General features: G+C 76.5%; 12 protein-coding genes. 10 read left to right on the forward strand and 2 right to left on the reverse strand.

Annotation, left to right across the window (positions count from 1 at the left end):
• The first annotated feature begins 14 nt into the window (after positions 1-14).
• From AAHH18_RS15420 to AAHH18_RS15445, 6 genes are read left to right on the forward strand one after another with little or no spacing between them, the layout of a single operon-like run.
• On the forward strand, positions 15-938 hold the full coding sequence (locus AAHH18_RS15420; protein WP_343302212.1) for an ABC transporter ATP-binding protein: 924 nt from the start codon (positions 15-17) through the stop codon (positions 936-938).
• 56 nt (positions 939-994) lie between these two features.
• Positions 995-2,053, forward strand: coding sequence for an aliphatic sulfonate ABC transporter substrate-binding protein (locus AAHH18_RS15425; protein ID WP_343302213.1), 1,059 nt, complete (start codon positions 995-997; stop codon positions 2,051-2,053).
• A 60-nt stretch (positions 2,054-2,113) separates the two neighbouring features.
• On the forward strand, positions 2,114-3,001 hold the full coding sequence (locus AAHH18_RS15430) for an ABC transporter permease (RefSeq protein WP_343302214.1): 888 nt from the start codon (positions 2,114-2,116) through the stop codon (positions 2,999-3,001).
• Positions 2,992-5,058, forward strand: coding sequence for an acetate--CoA ligase (gene acs / locus AAHH18_RS15435; protein ID WP_459349154.1), 2,067 nt, complete (start codon positions 2,992-2,994; stop codon positions 5,056-5,058). The genes AAHH18_RS15430 and acs overlap by 10 nt, the downstream gene beginning before the upstream one ends.
• The gene (locus tag AAHH18_RS15440; RefSeq protein ID WP_343302216.1) at positions 5,055-6,473 is read left to right on the forward strand and encodes an O-acetylhomoserine aminocarboxypropyltransferase/cysteine synthase family protein; all 1,419 of its coding nucleotides are present in this window, start codon (positions 5,055-5,057) and stop codon (positions 6,471-6,473) included. Before acs ends, AAHH18_RS15440 begins: the two co-directional genes overlap by 4 nt.
• Entirely contained in the window at positions 6,470-6,961 is a 492-nt protein-coding gene (locus tag AAHH18_RS15445) for a CoA-binding protein (RefSeq protein WP_343302217.1), read from the forward strand. The genes AAHH18_RS15440 and AAHH18_RS15445 overlap by 4 nt, the downstream gene beginning before the upstream one ends.
• Positions 6,962-7,013: 52 nt before the next feature.
• On the opposite strand, the gene AAHH18_RS15450 is transcribed toward AAHH18_RS15445, so the two are convergent.
• Positions 7,014-7,679: a TetR/AcrR family transcriptional regulator gene (locus tag AAHH18_RS15450; protein WP_343302218.1), complete on the reverse strand. Its 666-nt coding sequence runs from the start codon at positions 7,677-7,679 to the stop codon at positions 7,014-7,016.
• A gap of 136 nt (positions 7,680-7,815) precedes the next feature.
• Here AAHH18_RS15450 and AAHH18_RS15455 point away from each other — a divergent pair, with 136 nt between their 5' ends.
• The 4 genes from AAHH18_RS15455 (at position 7,816) to AAHH18_RS15470 (ending at position 12,838) form a co-directional block, all read left to right on the forward strand.
• Positions 7,816-9,312 carry an MFS transporter gene (locus tag AAHH18_RS15455; protein WP_343302219.1) on the forward strand — a complete coding sequence of 499 codons (1,497 nt, stop codon included), beginning with the start codon at positions 7,816-7,818 and terminating at the stop codon, positions 9,310-9,312.
• Positions 9,313-9,472: 160 nt separating this feature from the next.
• Positions 9,473-10,144 carry a TetR/AcrR family transcriptional regulator gene (locus tag AAHH18_RS15460; protein WP_343302220.1) on the forward strand — a complete coding sequence of 224 codons (672 nt, stop codon included), beginning with the start codon at positions 9,473-9,475 and terminating at the stop codon, positions 10,142-10,144.
• Positions 10,145-10,283: 139 nt separating this feature from the next.
• Positions 10,284-11,192 (forward strand): ABC transporter ATP-binding protein, encoded by a 909-nt coding sequence (locus tag AAHH18_RS15465; RefSeq protein ID WP_343302221.1) that lies wholly within the window; start codon positions 10,284-10,286, stop codon positions 11,190-11,192.
• On the forward strand, positions 11,189-12,838 hold the full coding sequence (locus AAHH18_RS15470) for an ABC transporter permease (RefSeq protein WP_343302222.1): 1,650 nt from the start codon (positions 11,189-11,191) through the stop codon (positions 12,836-12,838). Before AAHH18_RS15465 ends, AAHH18_RS15470 begins: the two co-directional genes overlap by 4 nt.
• Positions 12,839-12,842: 4 nt before the next feature.
• Here the strand turns inward: AAHH18_RS15470 and AAHH18_RS15475 are convergent, their stop codons facing one another.
• Positions 12,843-13,184 (reverse strand): MGMT family protein, encoded by a 342-nt coding sequence (locus AAHH18_RS15475; RefSeq protein WP_343302223.1) that lies wholly within the window; start codon positions 13,182-13,184, stop codon positions 12,843-12,845.
• Positions 13,185-13,187 lie beyond the last annotated feature (3 nt).

Genomic DNA, 13,187 nt, shown 5'->3' on the forward strand with positions numbered 1-13,187 from the left:
ACCCGGGACCTCGCATGACCTCCCCCACCCGCCCCACCACGGCGCCCGCCGCGCCCGCCGCACCGACCCCGCCCGCGGACGCCGCCGCGCCCGCCGCGCCTCCGGCACCCGCACCGCCCGCACCGCCCGCCGCGGCCGGCACCGCCCGCCCGGTCGGGCTGCGCGGCGTCGCCCGGGCGTTCGCCACCCCGGAGGGCACCCGCACCGTGCTCGCCGGCGTCGACCTCGACGTCGCCGCGGGCGAGGTCGTGGCCGTCATCGGCCCGTCCGGCTGCGGCAAGTCGACGCTGCTGCGCCAGGTCGCCGGCCTGGACCGGCCGGACGAGGGCGAGATCCTGCTGGGCGGTTCGCCCGTCGGACCGTACGACCCGCGCACGGCCGTCGCGTTCCAGGAGCCGCGGCTGCTGCCGTGGCGGACGCTCGCGCAGAACGTCGCGCTGGGGCTGCCCCGCGGCACGCCGCGGCGCGACGCCCGCGAGCAGGTGGCGCGGCTGCTGGAGCTCGTCGGCCTGTCCGGCTCGGCGGGCCTGCGGCCCCGGCAGGTCTCGGGCGGCATGGCGCAGCGCGCGTCGCTGGCCCGGGCCCTGGCCCGGCGCCCGGCGGTGCTGCTGCTCGACGAGCCCTTCGGGGCGCTGGACGCCCTCACCCGGCTCCGGATGCAGGACCTGCTGCTCGACGTCCACGCCGAGCGCCCGACGACGGTCCTGCTCGTCACCCACGACGTCGAGGAGGCGCTGTTCCTCGCGGACCGCGTCGTCCTGCTCGGCACCCCCGACGCGGGGGGCACGTCCGTGCGCCGCGTCCTGCGCGTGCCGGGCGCCCGCCCCCGGGACCGCGCCGACGCCCGCCTGGCCGAGCTGCGCGCCGAGCTGCTCGACGGCCTCGGCGTCCCGACCCACCACCACGTGCACGACCCCGACCTGCACCACGCCATCTGACCCGCACTCCCCCGCCCGCCCCCGACGGGCACCCACCCACCGAGGAGACGACCGACATGACCGCCCGATCCCGCGCCGCCGTGCGCCGCCCCGCCGCCGCCGTGGCCTCCGTGCTCGCCGCGACCCTGCTGCTCGGCGGCTGCGTCGCCGGCGAGGGCGAGGCGCAGGCCGGCTCCGCCCCCGAGGGCGACGACTCCGGCTGGAGCGCCGACACCCTCACGCTGGACTTCGCGACGTACAACCCGCTGAGCCTCGTCATCAAGGACCAGGGCTGGCTGGAGAACACCCTCGGCGACGACGTCACCGTGGAGTGGGTGCAGTCCGCGGGCTCCAACAAGGCCAACGAGGCGCTGCGCGCGGGCGCGGTCGACGTCGGCTCGACCGCGGGGTCCGCCGCGCTGCTGGCCCGGGCGAACGGCTCCCCCATCCGCACGATCGACATCTACTCGCAGCCCGAGTGGGCCGCGCTCGTCGTGCCGGAGGGCTCGGACATCACCGACGTCGCGGACCTCGCGGGCCGCTCGGTCGCCGCCACCAAGGGCACCGACCCGTACTTCTTCCTGCTGCAGGCGCTCGACGCGGCCGGCGTCGACCCGGCGGACGTCGAGGTGCAGAACCTCCAGCACGCCGACGGCAAGGCCGCGCTCGAGAACGGCTCCGTGGACGCCTGGTCGGGCCTGGACCCGCTGATGGCCGCGAGCGAGGCGGAGGCCGGGTCGACGCTGCTGTACCGGAACGTCGACTTCAACACCTACGGGTTCCTCAACGCGACGCAGGAGTTCCTGGACGCCAGCCCGGACCTGGCGCAGGTGGTCGTCGACGCGTACGAGAAGGCCCGCGCGTGGGCGCAGGAGAACCCCGACGAGGTGGCCGCGATCCTCGCGGACGTCGCCGGCATCGACCCGGCGGTGGCCGAGACGGTCATCACCGAGCGCACGACGCTCGACATCGACCCCGTCCCGGGCGACGCGCAGCGCGCGGTGCTCGACGTGGTGGGGCCGATCTTCGTGGAGTCCGGCGACGTGGCCTCGCAGGACCTGGTCGACACCGCGCTCGACGAGCTGTTCGACCCGCAGTTCGCCGAGGCCGCGGACCCGTCCACGATCGCGGACTGACGTCCCGCCGGTGGCCGCGCACCCGCGCGGCCACCGGCCCCACCCTCCCGAGGAGACCCCATGTCCCCCGTGCTCGGCACCGCCACCGTCGCGGGCACCTCCGCCCCGGTGACCGACGACCGCGGGCGCATCCGCCCCGGCTGGAACCCGTTCAGCCCGGGCCTCGCGTCCGGTCCCCGCGCCGCGGGTCCGCCCGGCCGGCGCCCGGTGCGCGTGGCCCTCGGCCTCGTCGTCCCCGCGCTGCTGCTGCTCGCGTGGCAGTGGGTCACGGCGACCGGGCGGGTGGCGCCGTACCAGCTGCCGAGCCCGGCGTCCGTGTGGACCGCGGCCGTGGACCTGACGCAGCGCGGCCTGCTCGGGCCGTACGTGGCGATCTCGACGCAGCGCGTCCTGCTGGGCTTCGTCGCGGGCGCGGCGCTGGGGCTCGCGCTCGGGTCGCTGGTCGGGCTGTCCCGGCTGGCCGGCGCCCTGCTGGAGCCCGTGCTCGCGGGCGTGCGCGCGGTGCCGTCGCTGGCGTGGGTGCCGCTGCTGATCCTGTGGCTCAAGATCGGCGAGGACTCGAAGATCACGCTCATCGCGATCGGCGCGTTCTTCCCCGTGTACACGACCGTGGTCGCCGCGCTCCGGCACGTCGACCCGCACCTGGTGGAGGCCGGGCGCGCCTACGGGCTGCGCGGGCCGCGGCTGCTGGGCGGCGTGCAGCTGCCCGCCGCGCTGCCCGCGGTGGTGGCGGGCCTGCGACTCGGCATGGCGCAGGCGTGGCTGTTCCTCGTGGCCGCGGAGCTCATCGCGTCGTCGATGGGGCTCGGGTTCCTGCTGACGGACTCCGGGCAGAACGGCCGCGTCGACCGGATCCTGCTGGCGATCGTGCTGCTGGCTCTGCTGGGCAAGACGACCGACGCGCTGATCGGCCTGGCCGAGAAGCGCCTGCTGAGGAGGTGGGCGTGACCTTCACGGCCCTGCAGTCCGAGACCCGCACGTACCCCGCGCCGGCCGACCCCGGCGGCCCGGGCGGCTGGAACGTCGACCCGGAGCTCGACGCGGCCCTGCGCGCCCGCGCGGAGGCCGACCCGGTCGGGTTCTGGGAGGACGCCGCCCGTCGCCTGGAGTGGGCGCAGCCCTGGCACACCGCGCACACGTGGTCCCCCGCCGCGCCCGGCCCGGACGGCGAGCTGACCGTGCCGGAGGCGCGCTGGTTCGTCGGCGGCCGGCTCAACGCCGCGGTGAACTGCGTCGACCGGCACGTCGCCGCCGGCCGGGGCGACAAGGTCGCGATCCACGCCGAGGGCGAGCGCGGCGACCGCCGCTCGTACACCTACGCCGACCTGCAGCGCGAGGTCGCGAAGGCCGCGAACGCGCTCACCGACCTGGGCGTCGGGCCGGGCGACCGGGTGGTCGTCTACCTGCCGGTCATCGCCGAGACGATCGTCGTGACGCTGGCGATCGCTCGGGTCGGCGCGGTGCACTCACTGGTGTTCGGCGGGTTCTCCGCGGAGGCGGTGCGGTTCCGGGTGCAGGACACCGGCGCGAAGCTGCTCGTCACCAGCGACGGGCAGTTCCGGCGCGGCCGGGCCGTCGAGGTGAAGTCCGCCGCCGACGCCGCGGTCGAGGGCCTGGACCACGTCGAGCACGTGCTGGTGGTGCGGCGCACCGGGCAGGACGTCGCCTGGACCGCGGGGCGCGACGTCTGGTGGCACGACGTCGTGGACGCCGCCTCCGACCGGCACGAGGCGCAGGCGTTCGACGCCGAGCACCCGCTGTTCATCATCTACACCTCGGGCACCACCGGGAAGCCGAAGGGCCTGGTGCACACCACGGGCGGCTACCTCACGCACGCGTCCTGGTCGCACTGGGCGGTGTTCGACGCCAAGCCCGACGACGTCCACTGGTGCACCGCCGACCTCGCGTGGGTGACCGCGCACACCTACGAGATCTACGGACCGCTGAGCAACGGCCTCACGCAGGTGATCTACGAGGGCACGCCGGACACCCCGCACCGCGAGCGCCACCTGGAGGTCATCGAGCGGTACGGCGTCACGGTGTACTACACCGCGCCGACCCTCATCCGGACGTTCATGACGTGGTTCCCCGACGGCCTGCCGGACGGGTACGACCTGTCGAGCATCCGGCTGCTGGGCACGGTCGGCGAGGCGATCAACCCCGAGGCGTGGGTGTGGTTCCGCCGCGAGCTGGGCGGCGACCGGGCGCCGGTGGTCGACACGTGGTGGCAGTCCGAGACCGGCGCGGCGGTGATCGCGCCGCTGCCCGGTGTGACGACGCTCAAGCCCGGCTCGGCCACCCGGCCGCTGCCGGGGCTGTCCGCCCGGGTGGTCGACGAGCACGGCGCCGACGTGCCGCGCGGCGCCGGCGGGTACCTCGTCATCGACCGCCCGTGGCCCGGCATGGCGCGCACCGTGTGGGGCGACCCGCGGCGCTACCTCGACTCGTACTGGCGCCCGTTCGCGGCGCAGGGGTACTTCCTGGCGGGCGACGGCGCGTCCTGGGACGCCGACGGCGACGTGTGGCTGCTCGGCCGGGTGGACGACGTCGTGAACGTCGCCGGCCACCGGCTGTCGACCATCGAGATCGAGTCGGCCCTGGTCGCGCACCCCGCCGTCGGCGAGGCCGGCGTCGCCGGGGTGGCGGACGCGGTGGGCGGGCAGGCCGTCGCGGCGTTCGTCGTGCCGGCCGTGCCGCCGGGGCCGGTCGAGGACGTCGCCGCGTGGCGGGCCGCGGCCGACGCGCTGCGCGAGGAGCTGCGGGCGCAGGTCGCCCGCGAGATCGGGCCGGTCGCCAAGCCGCGGCACGTCGTCGTGGTGCCCGAGGTCCCGAAGACCCGGTCGGGCAAGATCCTGCGCCGCCTGCTGGCCGACCTGCACGACGGCCGCCCGCTCGGCGACCGCACGTCCCTGCAGAACCCGTGGGCGGTGGAGCAGGTCGCGGCCCTGCTGCCCCGCGCCGCCCGTCCCCACCCCACCACGGCCGAGGAGGCCCTGCCCGCATGACCACCGAGGAGCACCGCTTCGGCTTCCGCACGCGCGCCCTGCACGCCGGGGCCGTCCCCGACGCCGCCACGGGCGCCCGCGCCGTGCCGATCTACCAGACGACGTCGTTCGTCTTCACCGACACCGCGGACGCGGCGAACCTGTTCGCGCTGCAGAAGTACGGGAACATCTACTCCCGCATCGGCAACCCCACCGTCGCGGCCCTCGAGGAGCGGATCGCGTCGCTCGAGGGCGGCATCGGGGCCGTGGCGACGGCGTCCGGGATGGCCGCGGAGTTCGTCACGTTCGCCGCGCTCGTCGGCGCCGGCGACCACGTCGTGGCGTCCGCGCAGCTCTACGGTGGCACGGTCACGCAGCTCGACGTCACGCTGCGCCGGTTCGGCGTGGACACCACGTTCGTCCCCGGCACCGACCCGGCCGACTTCGCCGCGGCGATCCGCCCGGAGACGAAGGTGCTGTACACCGAGGTCGTCGCGAACCCGTCGGGCGACGTGGCGGACCTGGCCGGGCTCGCGGAGGTTGCCCACGCCGCCGGCGTCCCGCTGGTCGTGGACGCGACGCTGTCGACCCCGTACCTGGTGCGGCCCATCGAGCACGGCGCGGACATCGTCATCCACTCGGCCACGAAGTTCCTCGGCGGGCACGGCACGACGCTCGGCGGCGTGGTCGTCGAGTCCGGCCGGTTCGACTGGGGCAACGGGAAGTTCCCGCAGATGACCGAGCCGGTGCCGTCGTACAACGGCGTGTCCTGGTGGGGGAACTTCGGCGAGTACGGGTTCCTCACCAAGCTGCGCTCCGAGCAGCTGCGGGACATCGGCCCGACGCTGTCCGCCCAGTCGGCGTTCCAGCTGCTGCAGGGCGTCGAGACCCTGCCGCAGCGCCTCGACGCGCACCTGGCGAACGCCCGCGCGGTGGCCGGGTGGCTCGACGCGGACCCGCGCGTCGGCGCCGTGCACTGGGCGGGCCTGCCGTCCCACCCGCACCACGAGCGCGCCGCCCGCTACCTGCCGCTCGGCCCCGGGTCGGTGTTCGCGTTCCGGCTCGCCGGCACCCCCGAGCGGTCCGGCCGCGAGGTGGGTCGCCGGTTCATCGAGGCGCTGCAGCTCGCCAGCCACCTCGCGAACGTGGGAGACGCCCGCACGCTCGTCATCCACCCGGCGTCGACGACGCACCAGCAGCTGTCCGCCGAGCAGCTCGCCGCCGCGGGCGTCCCGGAGGACCTGGTGCGGATCAGCGTGGGGCTGGAGGACCCGGAGGACATCCTCTGGGACCTGGACCAGGCCCTGACGGCCGCGACCGCCCCGGATCCCGTCCGCCCGCCCGGCGCCGCACGCCCCGCGGGCCCGCCGGCCGCGCTGCCCGTCCCCGCCGTCGGACCCGCCGACGCCTGCACCCTGCCGGAGGCGACCCGATGAGCACCACGACCCGCACCTGGCAGGGGCCGTCCGCCCCGGAGCGGCTCGCGCTGCTGCGCCGCACCCGGTCCATCGCGATCGTCGGCGCGTCGAACAACCCGTCCCGGGCGTCGTACTTCGTCACGACGTACCTGCGCTCCAGCGCGCCGTACGACCTGTACCTGGTGAACCCGCGCGAGACCGAGATCCTCGGGCTGCCGGTGTACCCGTCGCTCGACGCGCTGCCGGTGGTGCCGGACCTGGTGGACGTGTTCCGCCGCCACGACGACCTGCCGACCGTGCTCGACGAGACGCTGGCCGTGGGCGCGCGGGCGCTGTGGCTCCAGCTCGGGTCGTGGCACGAGGACGTCGCGCGCCGCGGCGAGGCCGCCGGGCTGACCGTCGTCATGGACCGGTGCGTGAAGATCGAGCACGCCCGGTTCCACGGCGGGCTGCACCTCGCGGGGTTCGACACGGGCGTCATCAGCTCCCGGCGCGCGCTGCCCTGACCGGCGGCGCCGGCCCCGCGGCGCCGCGGACGGGCGGGAGGTCGCGGCGGCGTCAGGCGTCCGCGGCGACGGCCTCCCGCTCCGCGGCCGACGTCAGCCGGCCGGTCGCGAGCGGCAGGATCACCGAGTCCACGAGGCGCGCGGCGAACGCCGCGTCCATCGGCCGGTGCGCGACGACCTTGCGGTAGTGCACCATCGCGAGCGCGACGGCCGTGATCATCTCGACGTCCGCGTCGGGCGACGTCTCGCCGCGCAGCTCGGCGCGCTCCAGGACGTCCCGCATGAGCCGCGCCTGGCTCGCGACGAACTGCTCGTGGAAGACGGCGGCCACCTCGGGCTGCTCGCGGATGGCCGACATGACGCCGTGCATGAGGTCGTCGTTCTTCAGCCGGGAGGCGCGGGTGGCCACGGCCAGGAGGTCGTCGCGCAGCGAGCCGGTGTCCGGGACCTCGTCGATGGTGAGCTGCTTGGCGCAGAGCATGCTGTCGACCGTGAGCTGCACCTTGGAGGACCAGCGGCGGTAGACGGTGGCCTTGCCGGCGCCGGCCCGCTCGGCCACGGCGTCCATGGTCATGCCGGCGTACCCGCGCTCGCGCAGCAGCTCGCGCGCTGCGCTGAGGATCGCCTCGTCCTTCGCCTCGTCGCGGGGGCGCCCGGGGCGGGAGGCCGGCGCGGGCGCGGGCAGCGCGACGTCCGCGTCGTCGCCACGCGCTGTCATGCCCGCTCCTCTCCGTCGCGGCCATTGTGCCCGCCGGGCCCCCCGGAGACAAATCGAGACTGATGGGTTTCGGAACTAGGCGGTCTTGGATTACCGTCGTCCCATCCCCACACCGACGTCCTGAGGAAGCACACCTGTGTCCACACCCGACGCCGCCCTGCCGGCACCCGACCCGCGGCGCTGGCTCGTCCTCGCGACCGCCGCGCTCGCCCAGCTCATGGTCGTGCTCGACGCGACCATCGTGAACATCGCCCTGCCCTCGGCCCAGGCCGAGCTCGGCTTCTCCGACAACGACCGCCAGTGGGTCGTCACCGCCTACGCCCTCGCGTTCGGCAGCCTGCTGCTGCTCGGCGGGCGGCTGTCCGACATGTTCGGGCGGCGCCGCATGTTCCTCATCGGGCTCGTCGGGTTCGCGGTCGCGTCCGCGCTCGGCGGGGCCGCCGGGTCGTTCGAGCTGCTCGTCGCCGCCCGCGCGCTCCAGGGCGTGTTCGGCGCGGTGCTCGCGCCCTCCGCCCTGTCCGTGCTGACCACCACGTTCACCGTCCCCCGGGAGCGGGCGCGCGCGTTCGGCGTGTTCGGCGCGATCGCCGGCATGGGCGGCGCCATCGGCCTGCTGCTCGGCGGGTACCTCACCGAGAACCTCGACTGGCGCTGGAACCTCTACGTCAACGTCGTCATCGCCGCCGTCGCCCTGGTCGCCGGCACCGCGCTGCTCCCCCGGGCCGGGGGCACGGCCGGCCACCGCCTCGACCTGCCCGGCGTGCTGCTCGGCTCCGCGGGGCTGTTCGCGCTGGTCCTCGGCTTCTCGCAGGCCGAGCCGCAGGGCTGGGACTCCCCGGCCACGTGGGGCCCCCTGGCCGCGAGCGTCGTCCTGCTCGTCGGGTTCGTGCTGCGGCAGCGGACCGCGTCGCACGCCGTGCTGCCGCTGGACGTGGTGCTGGACCGGGACCGCGGCGCGTCGTTCCTCGCGATCCTCGTGGCGGGCTCCGGGATGTTCGGGGTCTTCCTGTTCCTCACGTACTACCTGCAGTCGACGCTCGGCTACTCCCCGATGCGCACCGGCGTCGCGTTCCTGCCGATGGTCGTGTCGATCATCGTCACCGCGCAGATCCAGTCGAACCTGCTCATCCCCCGCTTCGGCCCGAAGGTCCTGGTCCCGATCGGCATGCTGCTCGCCGCCGGGGCGATGCTGACGCTCACCACGCTGGAGACCGACAGCACCTACGCGCACGTCCTGCCGGGGCTCGTGCTCATGGGCGTCGGGATGGCCTCGATCATGCCCGCGTCGTTCCAGCTCGCGACGCTGGGGGTCGAGCCGCGCCTGGCCGGGGCCGCCTCGGCGCTGGTCTCGACCAGCCAGCAGGTGGGCGGCGCCATCGGCACGGCGCTGCTCAACACGCTGGCCGCCACCGCGGCGAGCACCTACGTCGCGGCGCACGCCCCGGCCACGCCGGAGGTGCTCGCCGAGGCGGCGCTGCACAGCTTCGACACCGCGTACACGTGGTCGGCGGGGATCTTCGCGGGCGGCGCCGTCCTCACCGCCGTGCTGTTCCGCCGGCTGGCCGACCGCCGCGCCCGGGCGGCTGCGGCACCCGCCGTCGTGGCGGCCGAGGCGGCGGTGGTCGCGCACTGATCACAGGCCGGCGGCGGCCGGGCGCCGGTCGCCGCCGGCCCGGCCCGCCGCCGGACGCGGCACGAGGGCGGACCGCCGAGGGGTCCGCCCTCGTCGGCGTCCGGGTGGGGTGCGCGCCGGTCCGTTGCGCCCGGCTGAACGGCTGGCTAGCATCCTGAACATGCGTTCAGTCGCCGGCCCGGACGACCTCACCGCGCGCGCCCGCATCCGGGACGCCGCCGTGGCGCGGTTCGGGCGCGACGGGTTCCGGGCCGGCGTCCGCACGGTCGCGGAGGACGCCGGCGTCAGCCCCGCGCTCGTGCTGCACCACTTCGGCAGCAAGCAGCGGCTGCGGGAGGCGTGCGACGAGCACGTCCTCGCGTCGATCGCGTCGCACAAGGCCGAGGCGCTCGGCCCGGGAGGCGCGGGGGCGGTGCTCGCGGCGCTCGCCCGGGTCGAGTCGTTCGCACCGCTCGCGGCGTACGCGGTCCGGAGCCTCCAGGACGGCGGCGGCATGGCGCAGCGCTTCGTCGAGTCGTTCGTGGCCGACGCCCGGCAGTACCTCGCGGACGGGGTCGCGGCCGGCACCATCCGCCCCAGCCGCGACGAGGAGGCGCGGGCGCGCTGGCTCGCGATCAGCGGCATCGGGGCCCTCCTCGTGCACCTCAGCCTGCACCCGGCCGGCCCCGAGGGGCTGGGCCCGGCGCTGCGCGCGTACGCCGACGCGGCGACCCTGCCCGCGCTCGAGGTCTACACCGAGGGGCTGCTGGCCGACCGCGCCCTGCTCGACGCCTACGTCGGGCACGCCGGCGCGCCGCCGCCCGGCGGCCACGCGCCGCCGCCCGCCGCCTGACCCGTCCGCGCGCCCCGGCGTCCGCGTCGTCCCCGGGGCGCCCACCCCGCGCCCGTCCGGCCCGCCCACCCGTCCGACCCCGCCCACCGTCCCGCCCGCCGGCCCCGGCGCGGCCCCGCGACGAAAGCCCGTGATCCCCGTGCCCGCTGTGATCGACGTCGTCCGGCTCTCCAAGTCCTTCGGCCCCGTGCGCGCCCTCGACGAGCTCGACCTGCGGGTCGAAGCCGGCGAGGTGCACGGGTTCCTCGGCCCGAACGGGGCCGGCAAGTCCACCACGATCCGGGTGCTGCTGGGCCTGCTGCGCCCGGAAGCCGGGACGGTGCGCGTGCTCGGCGGCGACGCGTGGGCGGACGCGGTCGCGCTGCACCGCCGGCTCGCGTACGTCCCGGGGGACGTCACGCTGTGGCCGAAGCTCACGGGCGGCGAGGCGATCGACCTGCTCACCCGGCTGCGGGGCGGCGCCGACCCGGCCCGCCGGGCCGAGCTGCTGGAGGCGTTCGACCTCGACCCCACGAAGAAGGCCCGCACCTACTCCAAGGGCAACCGCCAGAAGGTCGCGCTGGTCGCCGCGCTCGCCTCCGACGTGGAGCTGCTGGTGCTGGACGAGCCGACCGCCGGCCTCGACCCGCTCATGGAGCTGGTCTTCCAGCAGTGCATCACGCGGGCCCGGGACGAGGGCCGCACCGTGCTGCTGTCGTCGCACATCCTGGCGGAGGTCGAGCGGCTCTGCGACCGCGTGACGATCATCCGCGACGGGCGCGCGGTGCAGACCGGCACGCTCTCCGGGCTGCGCCACCTGCACCGCACGACGGTCACCGCGACCGTCACCGGCGACCCCGGCGCCGTCGCGTCGCTGCCCGGGACGCACGACGTGCGCGTGGACGGCCGGACGGTGCACCTGTCCGTCGACGCCGAGGCGCTCTCCCCCGTGACCGCCGCGCTGGCCTCGCTCGGGCTGACCGCGCTGACCACCGCACCGCCCTCGCTGGAGCAGCTGTTCGTCGAGCAGTACGGCCGCAGCAGCGCCGGTGCCGGGGCGTCGTCGTGACCGCCGCGACCGCCACGACCGCGGCGACCCGGCCCCGCCGCACGGGACCCGCCCCCGGCGGCCCGCTCGCCGGGACCGGTCACCTCACCCGGTTCGCCCTCCGGCGGGACCGCGTCCGGATCGGGGTGTGGACGCTGTCCCTCGGCGGGCTCGTGGCGTACTTCGGCGCCGTCGTGCCGACCGTCTACCCGGACGCCGCCGCCCGCCAGACCCGCGCCGCGATCATGCGCGAGCCGTCCGGTGCCCTCCTGACCGGCCCCGGGTACGGGCTCGACGACTACACGTTCGGCGTGATGATCGCCAACGAGATGCTCGGCATGCTCGCCGTGGCCGCCGCCCTCATGTCGATCCTCCTGGTCGTGCGGCACACCCGCGCGGAGGAGGAGGACGGGCGCACGGACCTGGTGCGCGCCGGGGTGGTCGGCCGGGCCGCGCCGCTCGCCACCGCGCTCGCCGTCATGCTCGTCGCGGACGCCGCGGTGGCGGCGGGGCTGCTGGGCGCGCTGACGGCGAACGGCCTCGACGCGCGCGACAGCGCCGCCGTCGCCCTCGGCGTCGCGGCGGTCGGCGTCACGTTCGGCACGGTCGCCGCCGTGACCGCGCAGCTCACCACCGGCGCCCGCGCCGCCAGCGGGTCGGCGGGCGCCGTCCTCGCCCTCGCGTTCCTGCTCCGCGGCATCGGCGACGCGCGGCGGACCGGCGGCAGCGCGCTCTCGTGGGCGTCCCCCGTCGGCTGGGCCCAGCAGACGCGGGCGTTCGTCGACCTGCGGTGGTGGCCGCTGCTGCTGCACGTCGTCACCGCGGCGGTGCTCCTGGCCGTCGCGGTCGCGCTCGCCGCCCGCCGGGACGTCGGCGCCGGGCTCGTCCCCGAGCGCCGGGGGGCCGCCCGCGCCTCCCGGTGGCTGGCCGGTCCGGTGGGCCTCGCCGCACGCCTCGAGCGGGCGGGACTGGCCTGGTGGGCGGTCTCCCTGCTCGCCTTCGCCGCGCTGACCGGCTCGATGACGCAGGGCATCGTCGACAGCTTCGCGGACCAGCCGCAGCTCGCGCAGGCGTTCGGGTCCGCCCCGGGTGACGACCTCGTGCTGCGCACCGTCTCGACGTTCCTGGGGATCCTGGCCATGGCGGTCGCGGTGTACGCCGTCACCGTGGTCGGGCACCTGCGGCGCGAGGAGACCGACGGCCGGGCCTCCGCCGTGCTCGCGGCGTCCGTCGACCGGCGTGCGTGGCTGGGCGCCCAGCTCGGCGTCGCGATCGCGGGGGCGACCGTGCTGCTGCTGGCGAGCGGCCTGGGTCTCGGCCTCGGGGCGGCGGGAGCGGTCGACGGCGCGGTGACCGCGTGCACCCTCGCCTCGCTCGCCCACCTGCCGGTCGTCGCGGCGTTCGTCGCGCTCGCCGCCCTGCTGCACGGCACCGGGGCGCCGGCGTGGCCGGGGTGGGCGCTGCTGGTCGCCTCGGTGGTCGTCGGGGTGTACGGACCGGTGCTGGGCCTGCCGGACGCCGTGCTGGACGTGGCCCCGTTCGGCCTGGTCCCGCCGGTGCCCGCCGCGTCGCTGGACCTCGCGCCGCTGGCCGCGCTGACGCTCGTGGCGGGGGCCCTGGTGGCCGGTGCCCTCGCCGCCGTGCGGGTCCGGGACCTGCAGGGCTGACCGGTCAGCCGGCCGCCGGGTCGTCGGGGAACCACACGGCGCGCCGCAGCGCGACCCGCGTCCCGTCGGCGGTCAGCGGGGTGCCCTCGGCGCGCAGCCGGTCCAGCGCCGCGGCCGCGTGGTGCGCCGGCGGCGACCCGGCCGCGTTCACCACCCGCCACCACGGCACGCCGCTGCCGCCGCGCGCCATGACCTGGCCCACCTGCCGCGGGCCGCCGCGCGCGGGGAGCCCGGACGCCACGAGGCGGTCCTGCACCACCTCGGCCACGAGCCCGTACGTCATCGCGCGGCCCGGCGGGATCGCCCCCACGACGTCCAGCACGGCCTCCAGGTAGTCCTCGTCCACGGC

Source organism: Cellulomonas olei, from assembly GCF_039548315.1.
Lineage (GTDB): Bacteria > Actinomycetota > Actinomycetes > Actinomycetales > Cellulomonadaceae > Cellulomonas.